Raw genomic sequence first — 23,875 nt, forward strand, 5'->3', positions numbered from 1 at the left:
TTTGATCTCGCTTATTGGCCATGGCCAACAATAAATTTTAAAGTAGTTGTTGAACACAATTGTAGCGGGAATCCAGCAGCGCATAGGGTTACCGAAGCGCTTCCCAAGGATTGTGCATGCCTGCTGATTTTTTGTTCTGGCTATTGGTTTTCAGGGTTCCAGATTTGCATCAGACTCAACAACGCCAGCATTAAGAAAGCGATCAATGTCCATTCGGGAATGCTTAAACCCAGCAATGTCCATGATACTTGAGCGCAATCGCCGGTGCCGCTCAGCATTAGCCTAATGGTTTCGGACAAAGGGAAATTATCGAAAACATATTCAAGTCCGGGGCCGCATTCCGGCACTTCCTCAGGCGGCAAATGCTGCAGCCAGACGTGACGCGTTGAAATGGACGCACCGGCCAGCGCGGTCAGCGCGCCTATGATCGAATAAACCTTTATGCCGGTCCGGCCAGGGTTGTGCACCGCGGCGATTAAAAACACGATGCCGGTCAGAAGAATGGCGATACGCTGCGAGATACACAGCGGGCAGGGTTCCTGCTCTTCAATAAACTGCAGGTAAGCACCTATCGCCAGCAATGTGGCGCAGCCAAGGAAACCTAATAAAAACCAGATTCTCGAATTAAATTTTAGTAATTTGTACATGCTTCCACTTCTTCTTTAAATAATCGAATTTCCCGCGCCGGGCCCATGACTACCAGAACATCGCCCGCATCCAGATTATGTTCTTTCTCACCGATTGCAAAATGCAATTCCTTATCTACTGCCTTATCGACGACGCCGATAAGAAGCAGGTTATATTTCGTATGAAGTTTTAAATCGCTGAGCCTGGTATTTTCAAGGCAGGACCCTTTCACGATTTCTATCTGCGCCATATTCAAATCATGCCGTCCGAACACAGTATCATCAAGCAATGTCGTGATATCGGGTTTAGTCAGCATTTCATGCGTCTTTCTGCCACAGATCTCGTAAGGGTCGATAATCTTGTCGGCGCCCGCAGACAGTAATTTTTCCGCCGATTCCGGCGCATCGACACTGGCAATAATAGTCAGATTCTTGGCAAGGGCGCGCGCCGAAATCGTCAGGAACACATTGTCGGCATCATCGGGATAAAAGCAGAAGATGACATCGATATTCTCGCCGATACCGATGGCTCTGAGCGCATCGTCATCGCGAAAATCAATGACGGCTACCTCAAAACCCTGCTCTGAAACCAGGCTTGCTTCCGTATCATTATTGCCGATAAAAATAAGGCGGTATAGTGATTGATTCAGGCGACGCATGGTTTCCAGCGCCATAATGCTGTAGCCGAATACGGCAACGCGCTTCATGGTCTTAGCCCTATTTTTAGGCGGCTTCTTTCTATCTGATTGCGAAAATAGTCAATGCCATAGCGCCTGCCTATAACCACCAGCAGGTCTCCAGCCTGCACTTCGAAATGGGGAGCCGGATTGAAATAAAAACACTGGTTTTTTATCGGATAGCTGGGCTTATGTATGAGATGCATCGGATTCATGCTGATGATACCGACCAGCATCAGTTTTCTTTGTTCAAAGTCAATTTCAGAAATTTTCAAATTTTCAATAAAAGAGCCGGCATGTACAGGCACCGTTTCTATGACTATAGGCTTTTCTTCACGGATGATACCTAGAATAGCCTCAAAGGCGACCGATTGGCCGACATACTCGGCCGCTACCATGCCGGCTATTTCGAACGGTTGAATGACACTGGTCGCACCGGCCTGATAAAGTTTTTTTACATTTTGCGGTTTATTTACCCGGGAAATAATCCGGATGCCTGCATTTAAATGACGACTGGTCAACGTAATGTAAACATTCGTGACGTCATCGCCGGTCGTACATAAAATCGCCGTGGCCTTCTTATTGATGCCGGCGTGCTCCAGCACGTCATTCTCGCTGGCGTCACTGTGAATGGCCAGATACCCCAGTTCACTGGCTTTTAACGCATTGGCTTCCTGCTTATCAATCACGACAAAATGCTGCTTGTCTTTTTCGAGCTGTCTGGCAATGTGCTGTCCGACCCGGCCAAAGCCGCAGATTATAACAAAACTGTCATATCGGCTCAGCTCGGTATAGGTTCTGTTTTCGCGCATGACATGCAGCTTGTCGCTGAATGCCGACACAATGATCGAAGTGAAAAAAGAGATAACGCCCAGTCCGGTGAAAATCAAGGCCATCGTGATCAGCCGCCCGCCCGGCGTTTGTGGCGTGATATCGCCATAACCGACCGTCGACAGCGTGACGATGGACCAGTAAAAGGCGTCAAACAGGTTCTGGATGTTACCGCCATCGATTGGATTCTCGAACAAATAAATGCCGATGCTGCCGATAAAGATCAGAAAGCCCAGGAAGATGACCAGCGTGTAAAGTTCAAAGCGCTTGCTGGCCAGGACCGAGGCGAATAACTGGATGCTGTTGAAATACCGGAACAACTTGAACAATCGGAAAATAACAAACAGGCGCAGCAGTCGCAAGGCCCGGTAACTGGGCAGGATGGCCAGCAAATCGATCACGGCCAGCGGCGTCAGCATATATTCGATCTTCTTGGCAAGGATCAGCCTGACAGCGCGGCCAAGGTGAAACGGAATGTTTAAATACTCGGCTCTCTCGTACTGGTTCAGAATGATTTTATGACTGTCGTCGTAAAGCCAGACGCGCAGCAGGTATTCGACAATGAAAAGCGTGACTGTTACCTGTTCGATTAACAAAGCTGCGCCATCGGGCGCTTTTTGGGCTTCATAGATCAGCATTAAAACGCTCAGCACGACTACGCCTATCATGAATACATCAAAATAGGTTTTTAGCCGGCTGCGCGGATTTTCCAGCAGATTATAGAAAAATTGTTTGGTTTGCCCGTACTGCGCGGATGCTCTCAGCGAATAAGCAAAGTAGACGATCAGCCGCGTCAGCATTTTTTAAACTTGACGACTTTGTTCAAAGGATTCAGATTGATCTCGTCGATGACAATCTGGGTGCGGGAATTCAGTACGTAGGCGACCGTTTCGGCGACATCTTCCGGCACCAGATAATTGCTGGCCTCATCGCCCGGCTCAAAGGACAGCTGTTCAAAGAATTCCGTTTTAACCATGCCCGGATTGATCAGGCAGATGCGTACGTTGCTCCGGCCGCACTCTTCGCGCAGCGCCTGGGTAAAGCCGCGCACGGCGAATTTGCTGGCACAGTAGACCGCGCCCTTGCGGCTGCCTTTCAGCGCCGCTTCCGAACCGATAAAAATCAGATCGCTGCGTGCTTTGCGTTTCAGGGAAGGCAGCAGGGCACGCGTCAGAAAAGCCTGGCTGGTAAAGTTTATGGTCATGAGCGCTTCGATCTGCTCGTAAGAGAACTCTTCGACCGAGCCGAACTGCCCCCGGCCGGCCGAAAAGACTACCGTATCGATATCGGGGAAAGCCTGTGCCAATTCGCGCAGCTTTTGCGGCAGTTCATGCAACTGGCTCAAATCCAGCTGGACGGAACTGAAGTTTGTCATGGACCGGGTAAAGCGCGTACGGTCGCGCGACAGGCCGATCACGTGATGGCCCTGGTTCAGCAGGTTTCTGGCGATGGCCCGGCCTATGCCCGAGCTGGCGCCTGTAACCAGCACGGTGCGTTTTACAGTGTGCATGGAAAAAATTTGCTTTCAGGAATATAAGTTAACAATTGCTCCGTACAGTATTGCATCATTTCCTGCTCCAGATCCTGGCGATAAGAAACCATGCCTCTCTGAGTGACCATCGGGCTAGAGAACAGTTTCTCTTCGGGATAAAGATTGTGCACTTTTTTGAAATAGCCCTCCGGCAGCCGGAAAACGCCCAGGCTGACCGAATGCAGGCGGTTTAAATCCAGGCCGGCGAAGACCTGCCCGAACAGTTGCCGGTACTGTTGCCGGTAGCCTGCCTGGTAAATCAGCGGATCGAAACGCAAGCCCACCAGCCAGCCCTGAGCCTGCAACCGGCGCAAAGCTTCGAGACGGCGCTGCACAGGCGGCGCTTTGGCCTCGACCTTGGCCGCTATCTCATCGGGCGACAGGCTGAAGGCGACGATGCAGCGCGGAGCCGGTTCGCGGGCCAGCAGGCTTCTGATCTGCGTGCTTTTGGTTCTTAACTCCAGCCAGGCATTCGGAATGGCCTCGAAAACCGGCAGAAACTGCTCGGCAAAGCGTGTGACCGGCTCCAGCGCCAGGCTGTCGCAGTCGTAGCCCGAGAAAAAATGGATCGGATCGGCCGGCGCGGCACTGCAGACTTGCCTGATTTCCTGCTGAAAATCCTCATAATTGACGAACAGCACATAATTGGCCGATTGGTACATGCCTTGCAGAAAACAGTAACGGCAGTCATACAAACAGTTCAGCATGTGCGAGAAGTAATAGTTTCTCGCCGCTCCGATGCCGTAGCCGGCGGGCGCCTCGAGCACGAAATTTTTGTATTTCTCGGCCAGAATCAGGGCCGGTTTCTGTTTTTGCAGCCGGAAATTCTGGGCCTTGGGATTAAAGACCTGGGCATAACGCTCGCAGGTAATGGTTCGGGCGTGCGGAAAACGGGCAATAATGTCGATAACGCGGGCGTGCTTGCGGATGTTTTCTTCAATATAAATGGTTTCAATCATGGGCTCTGTGGTAATGGCGAGCGCTTAATGCAGCACAGCGGCGCATATATTAAAAGACTTGTGATTGATTGCACAGACCCTATATAGGTTAAAATACTTTTAACCCTAACCAAATACACTGTACACATGAAAACACAAAAAATAGGTTTTATCGGCGGCGGCAATATGGCATCCAGTCTGATGAGCGGACTGATTGCCAGCGGCCATTCCCCGCAGCAGCTTTGGGTATCGGATATCAACAAGGACCAATTGGCCTCTCTGGCGGCCAACCTGCAAGTCAATATTGCGCCGGACAACGAGACCGTCATTCAGGAGGCCGAAGTCGTAGTGCTGGCCGTCAAGCCGCAGGTACTGCGCCAGGTGGCCGAAAGCGTGGCCGGCCTGATCCAGCACAAGAAACCTCTGGTCGTATCCATTGCGGCCGGCATCACTCAGGCCAGCCTCGGTGCATGGCTGGGCGCCGATACGGCCATCGTCCGCTGCATGCCCAATACGCCGGCTCTGGTCTTGACCGGCGCTACAGGGCTGCATGCCAACCGCAATGTCACCGAGGAGCAACGCGATCTGGCCGAGAACATCATGCGTTCGGTCGGCATTTCGCTATGGGTTGACGATGAAAGCGATTTGGATGCCGTGACGGCCGTTTCGGGCAGCGGTCCTGCTTATTACTTTCTGCTCATGGAGGCCATGGAAAAAGCCGCTGAGGAACTGGGACTGGATAAACACACCGCGCGCCTGCTGGTTCAGCAAACGGCGCTGGGCGCCGCCAAAATAGCCCTGGAATCATCCGAATCGCCGGAACAGTTGCGCAAGCGCGTGACTTCGCCGGGCGGCACTACGCAACGCGCCATAGAAACGTTCGAACAGGGCGGATTCACCGAACTGGTTTCAAAGGCCATGCATGCCGCAAGGGACCGCTCTATCGAAATGTCTAAACCAATGGAGAACAGTTGATGGACTCTACTTATGTAACCAACCCGGCTATTTTTATCATCGATACGCTGTTTTCCCTGTATATCCTGGCGGTCATGCTGCGTTTTCTGCTGCAGTGGTGCGGCGCCGAATTTTACAACCCGATCTCCCAGTTTCTGGTCAAGGCGACGCATCCGCCGCTGAGGATATTGCGCCGCTTCGTGCCGCCTATCGGCAAAATCGATACCTCGTCGCTGGTGCTGGTGCTGGCGCTGCAGATGCTGGCCGATTTCTCGATCTTGATGCTGAAAGGCGTATCGATCGGCATCGGAGCACTGGCGATATTGTCGATGACGCAGTTGGTTTCGCTGCTGATCAATATCTTCATCTTCGCCGTCTTCGCCAGAGCCCTGCTCAGCTGGCTGAATCCGGGTACGTTCAATGCGGCTGCCTCCATCCTGTACAGCCTGACCGAGCCTTTGCTCAATGTTTGCCGCCGCTTTATTCCCGACCTGGGCGGCATCGATCTGTCGCCGCTGGTCGCGCTGCTGTTGCTGCAACTGGCAAAAATGCTTATTTTGCCGCCGTTGCAGGAATTGGCCAGTTTGATCGGATGAACTGGTATTTCTATGAACAGGGCGTTTTGACCCTGAATCTCCATGTTCAACCTAAAGCCAGCAAGGACGAATGGGCGGGGTTGCACGGTGACCGGCTAAAGCTGCGAATCAAGGCCCCGCCGATTGACGGCAGGGCCAATCAGCATTTGCTCAAATTCATAGCCGGCGAATTCGGCGTCAGCAAATCCGCCTGCACGCTCATATCGGGCGAATCGGGGCGGGAAAAGCGCGTCGCCATTGACTCGCCGCGTAAATTGCCTGATTTGCCCGAACCGTTGCGGTTTGATATCTCGTTAAGCTAAAGATCGGCTCGGGCAAAGCCAGGGATATCTGCTATCTTTACTTTGTGTTTCAACTCCGTAAAGATCGTCGATGAATCTATGTCAATGCGCATTTCTACAGTAAGCCTTTGTTTAGCCGGCCTGATCTGTTTGCTCAGTAGCCAGGTCGCGCTGGCCAAAAAAATGTACCGATGGGTGGATGAACACGGCAATGTTTTCTTTTCCGATCAGGTGCCGCCGGAACATGCGGGATACCGCCGCGAGTCGCTCAATGAAAAGGGTAGAGTGGTTGGGGTTACTCCGCAAGCCAGAACAAAAGAGCAGCAGGCGCAGGACCGGCAGTTGGAAGCGCTCAGGAAAGCGCAGGAGAAAATGATCGCCAAGCAAAAATCGCACGATCAGGTTTTGCTCAGCACTTTCCGCAGCCTCGACGATATGCGGGCGATGCTGGAAAACAATATGAAAACGCTGGAGATCCAGAAAAGCTTACTGCAGAGCAATCTGCAGCGCCTCGAAAGCCAGCTGGAGGCCCAGCAAAAACAGGCCGCGGCGCATGAGCGCAACGGCGAGAAATCCCCGGCAGCTCTGCTGGATCGCATCAAGTCCGCCGAGGCGCAAATTCAGCTCGCGCAGGCAGAAATAGACAAGCAGTCGGAGAAGATGCAGCTGGCCCAAGCGCAAAATGCAGCAGATATCGAGCGCTATAAATTCTTAACCGGATCAGGCGATGGCGCGCCGGATGCAAACGCCGAAACAGCGCAAAACAAGATGCCGGAACTGGGGCTTTTCATCTGCGACAGCGAGGCGCAATGCGCGAAAGCCTGGGCCATCGCCCATCACTTTATCAATACGCACGCCTCAACCGACGCCGACATCGATAACGACAAGCTGATCATGAGCAAGGCGCCTGCCAAGGACGGCGATCTGAGCTTGTCTGTTTCAAGAACGGACGATGGCAACGGCAGGCAGCAGCTTTTTCTGGACGTCCATTGCCGCGACACATCGCTGGGCGCGGAGCTGTGCGCCAGCCAGAAGGTTTGGGATATAAGGTCTGCATTCAGACCTTATATCGAATCCGCGTTGCTAGTGACTGATCAGTAATGTGCCGACACCCTGGTCGGTGAACAGTTCCAGCAGCACGGCGTGATCGACGCGGCCGTCGATGATATGCACGCTGGTCACGCCGCCTTCGAGCGCATCGGTGGCGCAGCGGGTTTTCGGGATCATGCCGCCGGAAATGGTGCCGTCGGCGATCAGAGTGTCTATGTCCTTTATCGACAGGCCGGTCAGCAGTTCGCCCTGCTTATCGAGAATACCGGCGGTATTGGTCAACAGGATCAGTTTCTCGGCTTTCAGAACTTCGGCCACTTTTCCCGCCACCAGATCGGCATTGATGTTATAGGAAAAGCCGTCTTCGCCGACCCCGATCGGGGCAATGACCGGAATGAAATTGCTGTTGCCGAGCATGTCGACCACGCTCGGATCGATGCTGCTGACTTCGCCGACATGGCCGAGATCAATGATTTCCGGCGCTTGCGCCTCCTGCGCCGATTTTTTCAGCGCGATCTTTTTTGCGCGGATGAAATTGCCGTCCTTGCCGGTCAGGCCGACCGCTTTACCGCCGTGCATATTGATCAGATTGACGATTTCCTTGTTGACCAGCCCGCCCAGCACCATTTCCACCACATCCATGGTCTCGCTGTCGGTGACGCGCATGCCGTCGATGAAGTTTGAGGTTTTGCCGATTTTTTCCAGCAAGCGTCCGATTTGCGGACCGCCGCCATGAACGACGATGGGATTGATGCCGACCAGTTTCATCAGCACGATATCGCGGGCAAAGCTGTGCTTCAGCGCCTCATCGACCATGGCATTGCCGCCGAATTTGACCACGACGGTTTTGCCTTTGAAGCGCTGGATGTAGGGCAATGCCTCGATCAGGACATCCGCTATTTGGTGAGCTGTTTTTTTCTGCATAGTTTTTGATTTTCCAGTATTAAAATTGGTGTTATGCCATGACTAAGAAATTTTTACCACGAAGTTTTATATTGTTCATAACATAGCCGGACAGGGCATGTTGCCCTGTCCGAAACGTTCGATGCTAGTTAAGTGCAGCCCCTTAGCTCAGACATCGCAGAAACTTTAGGAACGGGGTTGCAAACCCCGTTCCGCTTGAGTTTTATATTTTTCTTCGTGTTCTTTATGTTCTTCGTGGTATTTTTTACGGCTTGCGTAACATCAGTTAAAAAGGTAACACAATATCCGGCTTGATTTTCTGCATGAGCTGTCTGAATTGCGCCTGAATATCGCTGAGGGAGGCCCGGGTATCGGCTTCGAAGCGGACAACCAGCGACGGGGTCGTGTTGGAGGCCCGCACCAATCCCCAGCCGTTGACGAAATCCACGCGCATGCCGTCGATATTGGTAATCTTGCCGCCGGTAAAGTTGGCCGCCGCGAACATGCTTTCTATGAATTTGAAGTTTTCGCCTTCCGCCAGATCGATATTCAGTTCCGGCGTATTGACGCTGTCCGGGAAATCGGCGAACACCTCGGCGCTGTTGCGTGTATCGGCCGACAGTATCTCTATCAGGCGCGCGGCCGAGTACAAGGCGTCATCGAAACCGAACCAGCGGTCATTGAAGAAGATATGGCCGCTCATCTCACCGGCCAGCTTTGCGCCGGTTTCTTTCAGCTTTGCCTTCATCAGTGAATGGCCCGTTTTCCACATCACGGGTCTGCCGCCGGATTGTACGATCTGTGCCGGCAGATGCCGCGAGCATTTGACGTCATAAATAATTTCCGCGCCCGGGTTCGAGGCCAATACATCTTTGGCGTACAGCATCATTTGCCGGTCCGGCCAGATGATTTTGCCGTTTGAATCGATTACGCCCAAACGATCGCCGTCACCGTCAAAAGCGATGCCCAGGTCCGCCTGGTAATGCTTGACCGATGCAATCAGGTCGGCCAGATTGTCCGGTTTGCTGGGGTCCGGATGATGGTTAGGGAACGTGCCGTCGACATCGCAGAATAATTCGATGACTTCGCAGCCGATGGTTCTTAACAGCACAGGGCCTAGTTCACCGGCGACGCCGTTGCCGCAGTCCAGCACTACCCGCATCGGCCTGGCGATGTGAATATCCTCGGCAACTGCGCCGATATATTCATTGGCGAGCAGGGGGTTGCGCTCTATCCTGCCTTCGCCGGTGGCGTAGGCCTGGCTCATGATGCACTGTTTAAGCTGCTGAATTCTGTCCCCAGCCAGCGTTTCGCCATTGATGACCATCTTCAGGCCGTTATAATCGGCCGGGTTATGGCTGCCCGTGATCATGACGCCGCACTGGCCTTCGGTATGCTTGGCCACGTAATAAAGGGTTGGCGTCGGGACCATGCCGATATCCAGCACATTTTGGCCGGTGGCAAGGATGCCGTCAGCCAGCGCCTCGGTCAAGGAAGGGCTTGAGGTCCGGCCGTCCCGTCCCACGACAATCGTTCTGCATCCGTGCTGACGGGCTTCAGTCCCTAGCGCGCGGCCAACATCGTAAACCACTTTTTCAGTCAGCGTTTTGCCGACAATGCCGCGGATGTCGTAAGCCCTGAAAATGGCCGCCAGGGCGTCGGGCATCTCAGTTGGTTTCGGCAGGTCTTTCCCGATTGCTTTTGCCGCCAAGGCAGGGGCCTGGGCAGGCTGCGCATCAGGCAGGTCTTCTTCAATAACCGACAAATGCAAACCGGAATTCACCGGTCTGCCTAGAACATCATCGAATTCGAATGCTTCATCTTGATCTATAGTGATAGCCTGATCATCATGACCTTCCATGACCCGTTTGTATTGCGCCAGCGTTGGGATAATGCCCTGCATTTGAGTTAAATAGACCGGATAATTGCCGAGAGATTTATGGGTAATCATGTCCTTGAAAGCTTTCAGCACAATGCTGATATCCTGATCCAGCAGTTCTGATAACTTCCGGTAGCCGACAAAGAAGGCCAGCGCGGCAAACAGCGCGATAATGACGGTAAAGCCGGCTATCATCGACAATTCATGAACATCCGCGCCAGCCGGATAGCCATAATGAAGCTGCCAGTCCGCATGCGCGACGTTTATTTGCTCGTTGACATCGAGCTCGCCAGCGGCCTGACTGCCGGAAGAAGCCAGTACCAGGGCGGCTTGCCTTAATTCCAGGTAGCTGCCCTTGGCCGGCATGGCTTGCAGGCTTTTATTGATAAAGTCGTAGCTCAGGCTGGCGAGAATAACGCCGATGGCCTGATCATTGCGCATGATCCTGCTCGTCATGGCCAAATGCCGGTCGGGGCCCTGATCGCCCTGTATGGCGACCGGCTGGTTTTTGGCGAAGGTTTCGCGCACCATATCCAGATCGGCATAGCCCATGCGCGGCACGCTTTTTTCATCCAGTTCGCTGGCGCCGGGCAACAGCACCCGGACTTTCAAGGCATCGGGAACCTGTTTTTCCAGTTTTGAGGCCACTGCGCTCAACAGGGCGGGATCGGCGCCGGAAACGGCCGCCAGCACCTCCGGATCTTGCGCCATTTTATCGAGAATGCGTTGCCGGGCCGCAATCTGTTCGGATAGCGCCAAAGCCGCCCCTTGCGCCTGCGCGGCCGCGGCACCCTGTTTTGCCTGCGCGACCTCCGATGCGGATATCCAGTAAACGCCGGCGCCAACGCTCAAAATCATCAGGATGATTACTGCCGATAGCCACGCTAAGATGCGTTCCATTTTTTGATCTCTACTAAAAAACGACTAATGACGGCCCGTATGGCCAAACCCGCCGGCGCCTCGGGCGCTTTCGTCAAATTCAACGACCTGTTCAAACGACACTTGGGCGACCGGCACAAAAACCATTTGCGCAATGCGCTCGCCGATGTTGATGGTGAAGGCCGTATCGCCGCGGTTCCAGCATGATACAAAAACCTGGCCCTGGTAGTCGGAATCGATCAGCCCGACCAGATTGCCCAGCACGATGCCGTGTTTATGACCCAAGCCAGAGCGCGGCAATAAGACTGCCGCCAGTTGATGATCATCGATATGGATAGCCAGTCCGGTCGGAATCAGTACGGTTTCGCCGGGCTTCAATTCGACCGGCTCGTCCAGGCAGGCGCGCAAGTCCAGGCCGGCCGATCCCGCCGTTGCATATTCAGGCAAAGGAATTTCTTTGCCCAGGCGGTCATCCAGAATTTTAAGCTGTATTTTTTTCATCACATCTCTTTGCGATTAAGCTGATTAATTGTTCCGCTAACTGGGTTTTATCGGTCATGGCCAGGGTTTGCTGACCCGTTGCCCAGAAAACCTGTAAGGCGTTCTGTTCGCTGTCGAAGCCGCCCTGATCGCGGCCTACCCAGTTTGCTGCGATCATGTCGAGTTTCTTGGCGGTCAGCTTGCCGAGCGCATAGGATTCAAGATCATGGGTTTCGGCGGCAAAGCCCACTGTGAACGGCCGGCCGGGCAGTTGTGCGACTTCGGCCAGAATATCGCGGGTTTTTTGCAGCGTTATGGTGGTCTGCTCGTCCTGTTTCTTGATCTTTTCAGGCTGTACGGTTGCAGGCGTGTAGTCGGCGACGGCTGCCGCTCCGATATAAATATCGTGCGCCTCGGCTCTGGCAATGACAGCCTCGTACATTTGCGCCGCCGTTTCCACCTTGACCACGTCGGCGTCGGCTGGCGGCGTCAGGGCAACCGGTCCGCTGACCAGCGTCACCCGTGCGCCGGCTTTAAGCGCCGCGCGCGCCAGCGCGTAGCCCATCTTGCCGGAGCTGCGGTTGGTGATGTAGCGCACCGGATCGAGCGGCTCGCGCGTGGGGCCGGCGCTGATCAGGATTTTCTTGCCATGCAAATGCTGACCTGTAGGTTCGGCCCATAAACGCTCACAGATTTCAGCCGGTTCGGACATACGGCCGAAGCCTGTTTCGCCGCAGGCCTGTTCGCCCTGGCCGGGGCCGATTATCGTGGCGCCATAGGCGATGAGTCTTTTGAGGTTGTCCTGCGTGACGGGCTTGCGCCACATGGCCTGGTTCATGGCCGGCGCGATATAAATGGGGCAGGTGGCGGCAAGGCAAAGCGTCGACAGCAAGTCGTCAGCCAGGCCGTGGCTCAACTTGGCGATCGTGTCCGCCGTTGCCGGAGCAATAATGATTTTGTCGGCCCAGCGCGCCAGATTGATATGGCCCATGGCATTTTCCGCTTCGGCATCGAGCAGTTCGGTATGCACGGGATTGCCGGACAGCGCCTGGAATGTCAAAGGGCTGATAAACTGCATGGCGGAACGCGTCATGACCACGCGCACATCGGCGCCTTTCTTACGCAGCAATCTGACCAGCTCAGCCGATTTATAAGCGGCAATGCCGCCGCAGACAGCCAATAAAATATGCGTGTTAATGGGGAAGCACCTGAAAAATTAATCAACGCATTATTATGGCAAGTCTGGAAAAATTCTTCTATGCTTAAATTCTCATAAGCATAAGGAGATACCTATGGCTATCAAGGACTGGCCTGCCGAAGAGCGGCCCCGGGAAAAACTGTTGCAACGCGGTTCGGCAGCATTAACCGATGCGGAGCTGCTGGCCATTTTTTTGCGTACCGGCACGCCGGGCAAATCGGCCGTCGATTTGGCCCGGGAATTATTGGCCGACTTCGGCTCGCTACAGTCTCTGCTCGATGCCGATTTGTCGCGCTTTTGCCGGGCCAATGGTCTGGGAAGCGCAAAATACGCACAGCTTCAGGCTGTGCTGGAGATGGCCCGGCGGCATTTTAAGGAAATTCTGCAGCGCGGCAATGCGCTGACCAGCCCGGATATTACCCGAGCCTATCTGAGCGCGCACCTGCGCGGCTACAGCTATGAGGTGTTCGCCTGCCTGTTCCTGGACAACCAGCATCGGGTCATAAAGCTTGACGAACTGTTCAGGGGCACCATAGACAGTGCCAGCGTTTATCCCAGGGAAGTGGCCAAGCAGGCGCTGCATCACAATGCCGCGGCAGTCATCTTCGCCCACAACCATCCTTCCGGCATTTCCGAGCCCAGCCAGGCTGACAGACAGATTACCGAGAAGCTCAAGCAGGCTTTGGCTTTGTTCGATATCCGCGTGCTGGATCATTTCATTATCGGGGATGGGCAGCCGTACTCGTTTGCCGAGCACGGGCTGCTGTAAACTATGAAGCTCTCAAGCGCAACGGGGTTTGCAACCCCGTTCCTGACATTTCTACAATGTCTGAGCTAAAAGGCTGCATAACCAACGTCAAACGTTTCGGACAGGGCAGCATGCCCTGTCCGGCTAGGCCATGAATAATATAAAACTTCGTGGCTTTCGTGGTTTTACATCATAACTAAATTGAAGCACGATGGGTTTTGTGTCCCACTAACCCTGCGTCAATCGGGCTTCCGCTTCGCGGTATTTGGCCGCGCAGAACTCGGCCACTTCGGCCGGCAGTGATGGGCCCGGCGCCGTTTTATCCCAATCCAGCGTTTCGAGGTAATCGCGCACATACTGCTTGTCGAAGCTGGGCGGGCTGATGCCTACCTGATATTCATCGGCAGGCCAGAAGCGTGATGAATCGGGCGTCAAGGCTTCGTCAATCAGATGCAGGACGCCGTTCTCGTCGAGACCGAATTCGAATTTGGTGTCGGCGATAATGATGCCGCGTTCCTTGGCATAGGCGGCCGCTTCCGTATACAGCCGCAAGCTGGCGTCTCGCACTTTTTCAGCTATGTCCTGGCCCATCAGTTCCACGGCTTTTTCAAACGAGATGTTCTCGTCGTGTTCGTGGACGCCGGCTTTGGTCGATGGCGTAAAGATGGCTTCCGGCAATTGCTGGGCCTGCTTTAAGCCTTCCGGCAGCCGGATGCCGCAAACCGCACCCGTTTTCTGGTAATCCTTCCAGCCGGAGCCGATCAGATAGCCGCGCACGATGGCCTCAACCGGCAGCGGCTTCATTTTTTTCACAACCACCGCGCGGCCTTCGACTTGCGCGCGCTCGGCCGGATCGGCAATGACCTGTTCCAGCGGGATGTCAGCCAGATGATTCGGCAGGATATGGCTTAATTTGGCAAACCAGAAATTGGAAACGCGCGTCAGGACGCGGCCTTTGCCGGGGATTGGGTCGGGCAGGATTACATCGAATGCGGATAGCCGGTCTGTCGTTACGATCAGCATGTGCTTGTCATCAATGTCGTAAATATCGCGGACCTTGCCGCGCGCGCGCAGTTTTAAAGAAGACAGTGATGATTCGTAAAGAGCTGCCGGAGCATTCATAAGACCTCGCTAAACGTTCAAGTGGAAAATATGGTAATTTTATCATTGTTTCGCATTGAACTGGATTGATATAAATGGCTTGGTTAGGCAAATTTCTAGGCGGCGCGTTCGGATTCCTGTTCGGCGGGCCTTTGGGGGCGATCTTGGGCGCTTCCGTCGGCCATCAGTTTGATGAAGGTTTTGCCGATATCGGAAGCAGCGAACTGTTCGGCGACGGGGACCAGCAACGCGTGCAAATGGCGTTTTTTACCACGACTTTTTCGGTTATGGGCCATATCGCCAAGTCCGATGGCCGCATCACACCGGAAGAAATAGCCCTGGCCAATCGGGTCATGGATCAGATGGGGATCTCAGGCGCCCTGCGCACGACTGCGATCAATCTGTTTCGGCAGGGCAAGCAGCCCGGTTTTCCGCTCGATGAGGTGCTGGCGCAATTTCGCAGGGAATGCCACTGGCGAACCGATCTTATACGCATATTTGTCGAAATCCAGTTGCAGGCGGCTGTTGCCGATGGCGCGCTTAATGATTACGAAGAGCGGCTGCTCCTGCATATCTGTGCACAGCTGCGCGTTTCGCGTTTTGACTATGAGCGCATGAAAATACAGCTGCAGGTCCAGTACCGTTTCTACGGCCAGGGCCGGCAGCATCAAAAGGCCCGGCAGCAATCCAGCCTGCAGGACGCTTATGACGTGTTGGGTCTGACGCCTGCGGCCAGCGATGCCGAGGTTAAAAGAGCCTACCGGCGTCTGATCAGCCAGCATCATCCCGACAAGCTGGTCGCCAAAGGCCTGCCGGAAGAAATGATGACCATCGCCAAGGAAAAAACCCAGCAGATCAGAAAGGCTTACGAGACGATTCAGAAATCGGGCAGAAAAATCTGACAATACGGCAGGTTTCCCTCCACCCAAAACGCGAGCTTAAAAAATCGTGCCTTTGTCGTCATCGGTTTCCGTCAATACCATGCTGTTATCATCGAAAGTGCCGGAACTGTCAGCGCCCAGCTTGATCATCAGGCGGACTTCGTTTCTGGAATCGGCCGAGTTGAGGGCATCGTCGTAGCTGATCTTGCCGGCGACATACAGGTCGTACAGCGCCTGGTCAAACGTCTGCATGCCTTGCTCGCGCGAGTCTTTCATGAGCTCCTTGAGCTTGTTGATCTCGCCTTTGCGGATGTAATCCTTGGCCAGCGGCGTGTTGATCAAGACCTCGACGGCCGGATAGCGGCCCTTGCCGTCCGCGCGCTTGATCAGTTGCTGGGCTACGACGCCGCGCAGGTTCAACGACAAGTCCATGAACAATTGATCGTGCATTTCTTCGGGAAAGAAATGCAGAATCCGGTCCAGCGCCTGGTTGGCGTTGTTGGCGTGCAGTGTGGACAGGCATAAATGCCCGGTTTCGGCGAAGGTGATCGCATTCTGCATGGTTTCGCGCGTTCTGATTTCGCCGATCAGGATGACGTCGGGCGCCTGCCGCAAGGTATTTTTTAACGCGACTTCATAGGATTCGGTATCGACGCCGACTTCGCGCTGGGTGATGATGCAGCCCAGGTGCTGATGCTCGTACTCCATCGGGTCTTCGATGGTGATGATGTGGCCGCTGCTGTTCTGGTTGCGGTATTTGATCAGTGACGCCAGCGAGGTGGACTTGCCGGTGCCGGTCGCGCCGACGAAAATGACCAGACCGCGTTTTTCCATGATCAGGTCTTTCAAGACGGGCGGCAAATGCAGGCTTTCAAAATCCGGAATATCGTTTTCAATGCGCCGGAGCACCATGCCGGCCGCGTCGCGTTGCGTGAAGGCGCTGACCCTGAAACGCGCCAGGCTCGGCACGCTGATCGCGAACTGGCATTCCTTGGTGTTTTCAAACTCGTCCCTCTGCTTCTGGTTCATGATGCTGAGGACGATTCTTAACGATTGCTCTTCCGTCAACGGCGATTTGGATACTTCCACGAGCGAGCCGTCGACTTTCATGGTCGGCGCCCGGCCAGCCGTAATAAACAAATCGGATGCTTTTTTCTGCACCATCAGTGCAAGTAGCGTTTTAAAATCCATGCTGACCTCTTAGCGGAACATATCTTTGTTGACGGCTTTGACCATCGCGGTCTTGGCTGTGATCAGGCCCTTGTCGACCAGTTCTTTCAGGTTCTGATCAAGCGTCTGCATGCCGTCTTTGCGGCCCGTCTGGATGGCCGAATACATTTGCGCGACCTTGGCTTCGCGGATCAGGTTTCTGATCGCGGGCGTGCCGACCATAATTTCATGTGCGGCAATACGGCCGCCGCCGACTTTCTTGAGCAGGGTCTGCGAAATAACCGCCTGCAGCGATTCGGACAGCATCGAGCGGATCATGTCTTTTTCGGCGGCTGGAAAGACGTCGATAATACGGTCGATGGTTTTGGCGGCCGAGGAGGTGTGCAAGGTGCCGAATACCAAGTGGCCGGTTTCGGCTGCGGTCAAGGCCAGCCGGATCGTTTCCAGGTCACGCATCTCGCCGACCAGGATAACGTCCGGGTCTTCACGCAGGGCCGAGCGCAACGCTTCGTTAAAGCCGTGGGTGTCGCGGTGAACCTCGCGCTGGTTGATCAGGCATTTCTGGCTTTCGTGCACGAATTCGATCGGGTCTTCAACGGTCAGGATATGCGCGTAATCGTTGATGTTGATATGGTTGATCATGGCCGCCAGCGTCGTCGATTTGCCCGAGCCGGTAGGACCCGTCACCAGAATCAGGCCGCGCGGTTTGCGCGTCAGTTCCTCAAAAAATTTGGGGGCCTTCAGCTCTTCGAGGCTCATGACTTTGGACGGAATCGTTCTGAAAACACCGGCCGCGCCGCGCTCCTGATTGAACGCGTTGACACGGAACCTGGCAATGCCGGGCAATTCGAAGGAAAAGTCGGTTTCCAGGAATTCCTCATAATCGCGGCGCTGCTTGTCGTTCATGATGTCATACATCAGCGCATGCACTTCCTTATGCTCCAGAGCGGGAATATTGATGCGGCGGATATCGCCATCGACCCGGATCATGGGCGGCAGGCCGGCGGACAAATGCAAATCCGACGCGTTGTTTTTAACTGAAAAGGCCAATAACTCGGCAATATCCATAACATCCTCTTGAAGCGTTTAAAAAATCATCTCTATACCATAGTTCAAGTCTTTGCTTTTTTGAAGGCGTATTGTTTAATAATCGGCAACGTAGCTTAAATATTGCACAGATTATGATAGCCGAGCGACTCAAACAGATAAGGGACCAAATCAGCAAGGCTGAGCAGGCCTATCACCACAAACCGGGATCGGTTTTATTGCTGGCGGTCAGCAAGACCAAGCCGGCCGGCGATATTGCTAGCGCCTACAGGGCGGGCCAGCGCCATTTTGGGGAAAGTTATCTTCAGGAAGCGCTGAAGAAACAGCAGGAACTCGGCGCTTTTGACATTACCTGGCATTTTATCGGCCCCATCCAGTCCAATAAAACCAAACCCATAGCGGCGCATTTCGACTGGGTCCATAGCGTTGATAAGTTGAAAATCGCACAACGGTTGAGCGAGCAGCGTCCGGCCCATCTGCCGCCGCTCAATATTTGCCTGCAGGTCAACATCAGCGGCGAGGCTAGCAAGTCTGGCATCACCCTGGCCGAGTTGCCGGATATGTGCGAGCAAGTGGCGCAACTGCCGCATTTAAAGCTGCGCGGCGTCATGGCCATTCCTGCGCCCGAGGCCGATTTCGAGCGGCAGCGTCAACCTTATAAGGCGCTTTATCAGGCCGTGGCGGCGCTCGGCAGGCCTGAGCTGGATACGTTCTCGTTCGGCATGACCGATGATCTGGAAGCGGCGATTGCGGAAGGGGCTACGATCGTCAGGATAGGTACGGCATTGTTCGGTGCCCGGGCCTATGCTCAAGCATAGGCATATCGGTTTTGGATAAGGCAGTTGTCCAGCAATGCCATCACTTCTTCGCAATCAATGATCGATTTCGGGCTGGCCAGAATATAGTCCGCCAAAGCCATGATGGCCCGCCAGTTTTGCGCATGATGGACAAATGCGAAGGCTTTCATGAAAAGCTCGCCGATTTTCTTTTCGCGCAGCGCTTGGTCCGCTATAAAGCATTCGAGATATTCGCCGGCCAGTTCCAGGTCGGATGTGCCGCCGTAATAGCGCAGTGCATTCAGATTCACCAGATAGGCGTTAATGACTTCATCATCGCGCGAGGCGATGTATCGGGCTTCGGCCAGCGGCCCAATCAGCAGATTGACAATGTCGGCTTCGAAAGCCTGTTGATAGGCTTGTTTTTGTTCTATAGAGAAATCGTTTGTGGCTTCTTCAATCGAAGACGGCAGCATATGGATCAAGCGCCCGCCCTCGACTTTGGCCGTGCAATGGGCGTAAGATTCTGATGCGTGCCGGGGAAAATCAGGGGCCGGTTTTTTAATGACAATCTGAAAAAAAACCGGCGGCAGCGATTTTTGCCGGTTGCCTAAATGAATCGCCACGGCGTGCCCCGCCTCATGGATGGCGGTCTGCCGGATCAGTTCTTTGTAATTGACGTGCTCAATCGCGTGAGAGACTTCACTGCGTTTCATAACAACCTCCATTTATTAAAAAAAATGCGGACGATCCAGGCTGCCCGCATTATTGTGAGGAAGGATAAGTAACTCTACTGTTGAGTACAGGTAAGAGTCGGGAAAAGTCTAACGATTTGAATATGGCTTGTCGTGTGTCATATTGCCGCGCGACAATATGCCGCTCAATTTGGCATGGAATCTGCTGAAATTATTGGTTTTGCCTGATGCCAAGTCATTGATAATCAGGGTTTGCGCCGATTGTCTTGACACACTTCCGCTTTTTTATGCGGCATATTACGCAGGCAAATGGGGCATATCGCGCATTAGAAAAAATATATTTTGACGATTGAGACAACCGGTCGTATTATTGAGCCATGACGAAAATCACGCAAAAACAGATCAATCGGGAGAATCTGCTCAGCCAGGGCGTCGCGCTGCTGATGGAGCAGGGTTATCACGGCACCGGATTGAAAGAAATCCTCGACGCCGTGCAGATCCCCAAAGGGTCTTTCTATAATTATTTCGGCAGCAAGGAAGCGTTCGGCGCGGCTGTCATTCAGCATTATATCAATCCGTTCATCGAACAGTTAAGCGCACATCTGGACAACCCGAACATGGATGCCCTGACTGCGCTGCGGCTTTATTTCGATGAACTGATCGGCGAACTTGAAAAAGCCGAATTCAAAGGCGGCTGCCTGCTCGGCAATCTGATGGGGGAAATCGGCGATACCAGCGAAATCTGCCGGGCTTCTCTACAGAGCGCGGTCGGGCGCTACCGGAATTTATTGCAATCAGGATTGGAACAAGCGCAGCGGCAAGGCATGGTCAGAGCCGATAAATCGGCCGCCGACATGGCCGATTTGCTGGTCAATGCCTGGCAGGGCGCTCTGTTAAGGATGAAGATCGAAAAGTCTTCGGCGCCGCTGAAGCAATGTTGTCAGGAATTGTTGGAGGATTTTTTCAAGGCCTGATTTTTTTTTGTCACCAAAATAGAGACGACCAGTCATCTATATATTAATCCAACAGGAGAAGCTGTATGCCCAAATACATTATCGAACGGGAGATACCCGGTGCCGGCGCGTTAAGTCCTCAGGAACTGCAAGGCATCTCGCAAAAATCGTGCGGCATTTTGCGCGACATGGGTCCCCAGATACAGTGGCTTGAGAGTTATGTGACCGACGACAAAGTGTATTGCGTCTATATCGCGCCCGATGAAGCGACGCTCAGAGCCCATGCCGAAAAAGGCGGATTCCCGGCCAACCGCATTTCCCAGGTTAAAACCGTGATCGACCCGACAACGGCCGAGAACCAATAGGAGTAATTATGAAATCGAACAAACAGCGGCTGAACCGCTTCATGACAGCGTGCGCCTTTACCGCGTCCACGCTCGGTTTGGCCGGCATCACCGCCGCGCAGGCCGACGAGACCTGCCAATCGCCTTACATGGTCAAGATTACCGGCCAGGAGGATGTGGTTTATGTCTGGACCTTGGGGATGGAAGGCGTGGGCGATGGGCAGGACAAGATGGTGACCGTCGATGTCAATCCGAAGTCGAAAACTTACGGCAAAATCATCCACAGCGTGTCCGTGGGCGGGCGCAATGAGGCGCATCATTCCGACTTCACCGACGACCGCCGCTATTTATGGGCCGGCTCTCTCGACACCAATAAAATCTTTGTCTTCGATGTGCACAGTGATCCGGCCAAGCCCAAACTGGTCAAGACCATCACCGATTTCGTCGCCAAAAGCGGCGGCGTAGTCGGCCCGCACTCGACCTATGCATTGCCGGGCCGCATGATCATCACGGGCCTTTCCAACAATAAGGACCACGGCGGCCGCACCGCACTGGTGGAATATACCAATGACGGTGACTATGTGGCGACCTACTGGCTGCCGACCGACAGCAACCTGCAAGGCGCCATCAAAACCGGCAAGTATGCCGACGGTTACAACTATGATGTGCGCGCACTGCCACGCCGCAACCTGATGCTGACAACCTCGTTTACGGGCTGGTCGAATTACATGATGGATTTCGGCAAAATGCTCGGCGACAAGGAAGCCATGAAGCGTTTCGGCAACACGATGGTGCAGTGGGATCTGCACGCACGGAAGCCGAAAAAAGTCTTCGATGTGCCGGGCGCGCCACTGGAAATCCGCTGTGCCTGGGAGCCAACTCACAACTACTGCTTCAGTACGACTGCACTGACTTCAAAGATCTGGCTGATTCATGAAGACAAAGCCGGCGAATGGCAGGCTAAAGAGGTAGCCGATATCGGCGAGCCGTCCAAAGTGCCGCTGCCGGTTGATATTTCGATCTCCAGCGATGACAAAAGGCTCTGGGTCAATACCTTCATGGACGGCAAAACCCGTCTGTTCGATATCAGCGACCCGTTCAAGCCGAAACAGGTTTATGAGAAGAAAATAGGCGCCCAGGTCAACATGGTGTCTTCAAGCTGGGACGGCAAGCGCCTGTATTACACGTCTTCATTGCTGGCCAACTGGGACAAGAAAGGCGCCGATAACGAGCAGTTCTTCAAAGCCTACCACTGGGACGGCAAGGAGTTGAAAGAGCAGTTCGCGATCGATTTCATCAAGGAAAAACTGGGCCGCGCCCACCAGATGAAGTTCGGCGCTTACTCGCTTTACAAAACCTCATCATCCAAGTGATCCATGACAGGGGCGGCTTCGGCCGCCCTTTTTCCAGTTTTACCGGAGTAAGTCTCTCCATGAACAGCGTCCTCTTGACCACAGCATTGCTAGCGATCAGTTTAATCACGACTAACGGCTATGCCGACTCTGGCCCCGCCGCTTCGCCTTCTTCCGAACGCCTTGAATTTATCGCTCCGGAACCGGGCACTTATCAGTTGCCGGTTCTGGGGACTGCCGTCGATGGCGCCGTGCTGGATACGGAAGGCAATGAGGCAGCGCTGCATGATTTAATGGGCGACAAAGTCGTCCTGCTGAGCTTTATTTATGCTACCTGCAGTGATGTCAACGGCTGTCCGCTGGCGACCTCGGTGCTGCACAAAATCAAGAGCCGCCTGAAAAAAGAGCCGGAACTGGCCAAGCAATTGCGGCTGTTGACTTTAAGCTTCAATCCTGAGCATGACACGCCGGCCATGATGAAGCAGTATGGACAGGCATTTCAGGAACCGGGCGTCGAATGGCGGTTCCTGACCACGCGCTCGGAGCGGCAGCTGCAGCCGATACTGGACAGCTACAAGCAAACCCTGGAAAAAATTTATGACGACCAGGGCCGTTTTACCGGTACGTTCTCGCATATCTTGCGCGTTTACCTGATCGATAAAGACAAACAGCTGCGCAATATTTACAGCGTCTCGTTCCTGCAGCCGGAGACGCTAATCAACGACATCAAGACTGTGCTGCTGGCCGGGAAAAAATCGGAAACGCAATCGATCAAAACCGATACCGCTGCACTGTATGCCGCCGGCGACAATAAAAATCACTACGAACGCAGCGACTATGAAACGCATTCGATGGCGTTGACCGACCGCACCGGCCAGCCGGCCGATCTACTTAAAACGATCAGGCAGCCGCCGTTGGGCCTGCCTGCCGTGCCTGTGCCGGACAACAATCCGCTGACTGCCGACAAAGTCAATCTGGGCCGCAAACTGTTCTATGACCGCCGCCTGTCGTTCAACAACACGTTTTCCTGCGCCATGTGCCATGTTCCCGAGCAGGGCTTCGCCAGCAACGAGATGGCCACGGCCGTCGGCATCGAAGGCCGGACGGTAAGGCGCAATACGCCGACGGTCTACAATATCGCTTATGCGCGGAAACTGTTCCATGACGGCCGCGAAAACGCGCTGGAGCAGCAGATCTGGCTGCCGTTGCTGGCGCATAACGAAATGGGCAATCCCTCCATCGGCTATGTGCTCGACAAGGTGAAAAGCAGCGCCGACTACAACGAACTGTTCAAGAAAGTCTTCGGCAAGGGACCGGACATGGAAAGCTTGGGGATGGCGATCGCCAGTTATGAACGGACCTTGAATTCGGCCAATTCGGTTTTCGACCGCTGGTATTATGGTAAAGACCCGCAGGCGCTCGATGCCAAAGCGCAGCGCGGCTTCAAGCTTTTTACCGGCAAGGCCAATTGTTCAAGCTGTCATGTCGTCACTGCAGAACACGCCTTGTTCACGGATAATAGTTTGCATAATACCGGCATCGGCTATGCGGCCGCGATGGGCAAAACGGAAGACGCTCAACGCGTGCAGGTCGCTCCAGGCCTATATGTCGATGTGGCGGCACAGTTGATCGATTCAGTTTCCGAGATCAAACCCAATGACTTGGGCCGATATGAAATAACTCAAAATCCGGATGACCGCTGGAAATACAAGACCCCATCCTTGCGCAATATCAGTCTGACTGCGCCTTATATGCACAACGGCTCTCTCGGGACGCTGCGGCAGGTCATCGAGTTCTATAACAAAGGCGGCGTTGTTAATGAAAACCTGGACCCTTTGATTAAGCCGCTGAATTTGACGGCTCAGGACATGGATGATCTGGAGGCTTTCCTGAATGCGCTGACCGGCGATAATGTCCGGGAGCTGGTTTCGGATGCTTTTGCCGCGCCGGTCGGCGATGCGGAATAGGCTCAGCCAGGCATCATG

The 23,875-nt window shown here is 54.0% G+C and carries 24 protein-coding genes; 11 read left to right on the plus strand and 13 right to left on the minus strand.

What is annotated here, in order from left to right:
• Positions 1-140: 140 nt before the first annotated feature.
• Genes V2P20_RS12325 through V2P20_RS12345 form a run of 5 tightly spaced genes read right to left on the minus strand, consistent with a single transcriptional unit; the run spans position 141 to position 4,624 of the window.
• Positions 141-647 (minus strand): disulfide bond formation protein B, encoded by a 507-nt coding sequence (locus V2P20_RS12325; RefSeq protein ID WP_331818719.1) that lies wholly within the window; start codon positions 645-647, stop codon positions 141-143.
• Positions 632-1,333: an NAD-binding protein gene (locus V2P20_RS12330; protein ID WP_331818721.1), complete on the minus strand. Its 702-nt coding sequence runs from the start codon at positions 1,331-1,333 to the stop codon at positions 632-634. Before V2P20_RS12330 ends, V2P20_RS12325 begins: the two co-directional genes overlap by 16 nt.
• The gene (locus V2P20_RS12335; RefSeq protein WP_331818723.1) at positions 1,330-2,934 is read right to left on the minus strand and encodes an NAD-binding protein; all 1,605 of its coding nucleotides are present in this window, start codon (positions 2,932-2,934) and stop codon (positions 1,330-1,332) included. Before V2P20_RS12335 ends, V2P20_RS12330 begins: the two co-directional genes overlap by 4 nt.
• The gene (locus V2P20_RS12340) at positions 2,928-3,644 is read right to left on the minus strand and encodes an SDR family oxidoreductase (protein WP_331818725.1); all 717 of its coding nucleotides are present in this window, start codon (positions 3,642-3,644) and stop codon (positions 2,928-2,930) included. The genes V2P20_RS12335 and V2P20_RS12340 overlap by 7 nt, the downstream gene beginning before the upstream one ends.
• Entirely contained in the window at positions 3,632-4,624 is a 993-nt protein-coding gene (locus tag V2P20_RS12345; protein WP_331818727.1) for a spore photoproduct lyase family protein, read from the minus strand. The genes V2P20_RS12340 and V2P20_RS12345 overlap by 13 nt, the downstream gene beginning before the upstream one ends.
• A gap of 126 nt (positions 4,625-4,750) precedes the next feature.
• Here V2P20_RS12345 and proC point away from each other — a divergent pair, with 126 nt between their 5' ends.
• The 4 genes from proC to V2P20_RS12365 all read left to right on the plus strand — a co-directional run bounded on the left by proC (position 4,751) and on the right by V2P20_RS12365 (position 7,535).
• Positions 4,751-5,578, plus strand: coding sequence for a pyrroline-5-carboxylate reductase (gene proC / locus V2P20_RS12350; protein WP_331818728.1), 828 nt, complete (start codon positions 4,751-4,753; stop codon positions 5,576-5,578).
• Positions 5,578-6,153, plus strand: a complete 576-nt coding sequence (locus tag V2P20_RS12355; RefSeq protein WP_331818730.1) for a YggT family protein — start codon at positions 5,578-5,580, stop codon at positions 6,151-6,153. Before proC ends, V2P20_RS12355 begins: the two co-directional genes overlap by 1 nt.
• A complete protein-coding gene (locus V2P20_RS12360; protein ID WP_194969438.1) occupies positions 6,150-6,455 on the plus strand; it encodes a DUF167 family protein in 306 nt (101 codons plus the stop codon). The genes V2P20_RS12355 and V2P20_RS12360 overlap by 4 nt, the downstream gene beginning before the upstream one ends.
• A gap of 84 nt (positions 6,456-6,539) precedes the next feature.
• A complete protein-coding gene (locus tag V2P20_RS12365) occupies positions 6,540-7,535 on the plus strand; it encodes a DUF4124 domain-containing protein (protein WP_331818732.1) in 996 nt (331 codons plus the stop codon).
• Here V2P20_RS12365 and argB read toward each other — a convergent pair.
• The 4 genes from argB to coaBC all read right to left on the minus strand — a co-directional run bounded on the left by argB (position 7,518) and on the right by coaBC (position 12,823).
• Positions 7,518-8,408 carry an acetylglutamate kinase gene (argB, locus tag V2P20_RS12370; protein ID WP_331818734.1) on the minus strand — a complete coding sequence of 297 codons (891 nt, stop codon included), beginning with the start codon at positions 8,406-8,408 and terminating at the stop codon, positions 7,518-7,520. The genes V2P20_RS12365 and argB overlap by 18 nt on opposite strands.
• A gap of 265 nt (positions 8,409-8,673) precedes the next feature.
• Positions 8,674-11,166 carry a phosphomannomutase/phosphoglucomutase gene (locus tag V2P20_RS12375; RefSeq protein WP_331818736.1) on the minus strand — a complete coding sequence of 831 codons (2,493 nt, stop codon included), beginning with the start codon at positions 11,164-11,166 and terminating at the stop codon, positions 8,674-8,676.
• A 24-nt stretch (positions 11,167-11,190) separates the two neighbouring features.
• Positions 11,191-11,646, minus strand: a complete 456-nt coding sequence (dut, locus tag V2P20_RS12380; protein ID WP_331818738.1) for a dUTP diphosphatase — start codon at positions 11,644-11,646, stop codon at positions 11,191-11,193.
• Complete coding sequence (gene coaBC, locus V2P20_RS12385) at positions 11,627-12,823, minus strand: bifunctional phosphopantothenoylcysteine decarboxylase/phosphopantothenate--cysteine ligase CoaBC (protein ID WP_331818876.1); 1,197 nt, start codon at positions 12,821-12,823, stop codon at positions 11,627-11,629. The genes dut and coaBC overlap by 20 nt, the downstream gene beginning before the upstream one ends.
• Before the next feature lie 94 nt (positions 12,824-12,917).
• Between coaBC and radC the strand changes: the two genes are divergently transcribed.
• Positions 12,918-13,592 carry a DNA repair protein RadC gene (radC, locus tag V2P20_RS12390; RefSeq protein WP_331818740.1) on the plus strand — a complete coding sequence of 225 codons (675 nt, stop codon included), beginning with the start codon at positions 12,918-12,920 and terminating at the stop codon, positions 13,590-13,592.
• Positions 13,593-13,799: 207 nt separating this feature from the next.
• Here radC and V2P20_RS12395 read toward each other — a convergent pair whose 3' ends face one another.
• Entirely contained in the window at positions 13,800-14,693 is an 894-nt protein-coding gene (locus tag V2P20_RS12395; protein WP_331818741.1) for a phosphoribosylaminoimidazolesuccinocarboxamide synthase, read from the minus strand.
• A 74-nt stretch (positions 14,694-14,767) separates the two neighbouring features.
• On the opposite strand from V2P20_RS12395, the gene djlA reads away from it, so the two are divergent.
• A complete protein-coding gene (gene djlA / locus V2P20_RS12400; RefSeq protein WP_331818743.1) occupies positions 14,768-15,574 on the plus strand; it encodes a co-chaperone DjlA in 807 nt (268 codons plus the stop codon).
• A gap of 36 nt (positions 15,575-15,610) precedes the next feature.
• Here djlA and V2P20_RS12405 read toward each other — a convergent pair whose 3' ends face one another.
• Together V2P20_RS12405 and V2P20_RS12410 are read right to left on the minus strand one after the other, a co-directional pair.
• Positions 15,611-16,744, minus strand: a complete 1,134-nt coding sequence (locus tag V2P20_RS12405; protein ID WP_331818745.1) for a PilT/PilU family type 4a pilus ATPase — start codon at positions 16,742-16,744, stop codon at positions 15,611-15,613.
• A 9-nt stretch (positions 16,745-16,753) separates the two neighbouring features.
• Positions 16,754-17,791 (minus strand): type IV pilus twitching motility protein PilT, encoded by a 1,038-nt coding sequence (locus tag V2P20_RS12410; RefSeq protein ID WP_194969448.1) that lies wholly within the window; start codon positions 17,789-17,791, stop codon positions 16,754-16,756.
• A 113-nt stretch (positions 17,792-17,904) separates the two neighbouring features.
• Between V2P20_RS12410 and V2P20_RS12415 the strand changes: the two genes are divergently transcribed.
• Positions 17,905-18,588, plus strand: a complete 684-nt coding sequence (locus tag V2P20_RS12415; protein ID WP_331818748.1) for a YggS family pyridoxal phosphate-dependent enzyme — start codon at positions 17,905-17,907, stop codon at positions 18,586-18,588.
• Here the strand turns inward: V2P20_RS12415 and V2P20_RS12420 are convergent.
• The gene (locus V2P20_RS12420; protein WP_331818750.1) at positions 18,579-19,262 is read right to left on the minus strand and encodes a hypothetical protein; all 684 of its coding nucleotides are present in this window, start codon (positions 19,260-19,262) and stop codon (positions 18,579-18,581) included. The genes V2P20_RS12415 and V2P20_RS12420 overlap by 10 nt on opposite strands.
• A gap of 356 nt (positions 19,263-19,618) precedes the next feature.
• On the opposite strand from V2P20_RS12420, the gene V2P20_RS12425 reads away from it, so the two are divergent.
• From V2P20_RS12425 to V2P20_RS12440, 4 genes are all read left to right on the plus strand, one after another.
• Complete coding sequence (locus V2P20_RS12425) at positions 19,619-20,215, plus strand: TetR family transcriptional regulator C-terminal domain-containing protein (protein ID WP_331818752.1); 597 nt, start codon at positions 19,619-19,621, stop codon at positions 20,213-20,215.
• A gap of 65 nt (positions 20,216-20,280) precedes the next feature.
• The gene (locus V2P20_RS12430; protein ID WP_331818754.1) at positions 20,281-20,559 is read left to right on the plus strand and encodes a DUF4242 domain-containing protein; all 279 of its coding nucleotides are present in this window, start codon (positions 20,281-20,283) and stop codon (positions 20,557-20,559) included.
• Positions 20,560-20,567: 8 nt separating this feature from the next.
• Positions 20,568-21,911, plus strand: a complete 1,344-nt coding sequence (locus V2P20_RS12435) for a selenium-binding protein SBP56-related protein (protein WP_331818756.1) — start codon at positions 20,568-20,570, stop codon at positions 21,909-21,911.
• Positions 21,912-21,970: 59 nt separating this feature from the next.
• Positions 21,971-23,857, plus strand: a complete 1,887-nt coding sequence (locus tag V2P20_RS12440) for a cytochrome c peroxidase (protein ID WP_331818758.1) — start codon at positions 21,971-21,973, stop codon at positions 23,855-23,857.
• The last annotated feature ends 18 nt before the right edge of the window (positions 23,858-23,875 follow it).

This window comes from Methylobacter sp. Wu1 (assembly GCF_036553575.1).
GTDB lineage: Bacteria > Pseudomonadota > Gammaproteobacteria > Methylococcales > Methylomonadaceae > Methylobacter.

Coding starts and splice junctions, on each gene's coding strand:
- dut (WP_331818738.1), bottom strand. CDS start 11,646: ATGAAAAAAATACAGCTTAAAATTCTGGATGACCGCCTGGGCAAAGAA.
- V2P20_RS12410 (WP_194969448.1), bottom strand. CDS start 17,791: ATGGATATTGCCGAGTTATTGGCCTTTTCAGTTAAAAACAACGCGTCG.
- V2P20_RS12345 (WP_331818727.1), bottom strand. CDS start 4,624: ATGATTGAAACCATTTATATTGAAGAAAACATCCGCAAGCACGCCCGC.
- V2P20_RS12405 (WP_331818745.1), bottom strand. CDS start 16,744: ATGGATTTTAAAACGCTACTTGCACTGATGGTGCAGAAAAAAGCATCC.
- V2P20_RS12325 (WP_331818719.1), bottom strand. CDS start 647: ATGTACAAATTACTAAAATTTAATTCGAGAATCTGGTTTTTATTAGGT.
- radC (WP_331818740.1), top strand. CDS start 12,918: ATGGCTATCAAGGACTGGCCTGCCGAAGAGCGGCCCCGGGAAAAACTG.
- proC (WP_331818728.1), top strand. CDS start 4,751: ATGAAAACACAAAAAATAGGTTTTATCGGCGGCGGCAATATGGCATCC.
- V2P20_RS12420 (WP_331818750.1), bottom strand. CDS start 19,262: ATGAAACGCAGTGAAGTCTCTCACGCGATTGAGCACGTCAATTACAAA.
- V2P20_RS12355 (WP_331818730.1), top strand. CDS start 5,578: ATGGACTCTACTTATGTAACCAACCCGGCTATTTTTATCATCGATACG.
- argB (WP_331818734.1), bottom strand. CDS start 8,408: ATGCAGAAAAAAACAGCTCACCAAATAGCGGATGTCCTGATCGAGGCA.
- V2P20_RS12340 (WP_331818725.1), bottom strand. CDS start 3,644: ATGCACACTGTAAAACGCACCGTGCTGGTTACAGGCGCCAGCTCGGGC.
- V2P20_RS12395 (WP_331818741.1), bottom strand. CDS start 14,693: ATGAATGCTCCGGCAGCTCTTTACGAATCATCACTGTCTTCTTTAAAA.
- V2P20_RS12440 (WP_331818758.1), top strand. CDS start 21,971: ATGAACAGCGTCCTCTTGACCACAGCATTGCTAGCGATCAGTTTAATC.
- V2P20_RS12335 (WP_331818723.1), bottom strand. CDS start 2,934: ATGCTGACGCGGCTGATCGTCTACTTTGCTTATTCGCTGAGAGCATCC.
- V2P20_RS12375 (WP_331818736.1), bottom strand. CDS start 11,166: ATGGAACGCATCTTAGCGTGGCTATCGGCAGTAATCATCCTGATGATT.
- V2P20_RS12365 (WP_331818732.1), top strand. CDS start 6,540: ATGCGCATTTCTACAGTAAGCCTTTGTTTAGCCGGCCTGATCTGTTTG.
- V2P20_RS12435 (WP_331818756.1), top strand. CDS start 20,568: ATGAAATCGAACAAACAGCGGCTGAACCGCTTCATGACAGCGTGCGCC.
- V2P20_RS12425 (WP_331818752.1), top strand. CDS start 19,619: ATGACGAAAATCACGCAAAAACAGATCAATCGGGAGAATCTGCTCAGC.
- V2P20_RS12330 (WP_331818721.1), bottom strand. CDS start 1,333: ATGAAGCGCGTTGCCGTATTCGGCTACAGCATTATGGCGCTGGAAACC.
- V2P20_RS12360 (WP_194969438.1), top strand. CDS start 6,150: ATGAACTGGTATTTCTATGAACAGGGCGTTTTGACCCTGAATCTCCAT.
- V2P20_RS12415 (WP_331818748.1), top strand. CDS start 17,905: ATGATAGCCGAGCGACTCAAACAGATAAGGGACCAAATCAGCAAGGCT.
- V2P20_RS12430 (WP_331818754.1), top strand. CDS start 20,281: ATGCCCAAATACATTATCGAACGGGAGATACCCGGTGCCGGCGCGTTA.
- djlA (WP_331818743.1), top strand. CDS start 14,768: ATGGCTTGGTTAGGCAAATTTCTAGGCGGCGCGTTCGGATTCCTGTTC.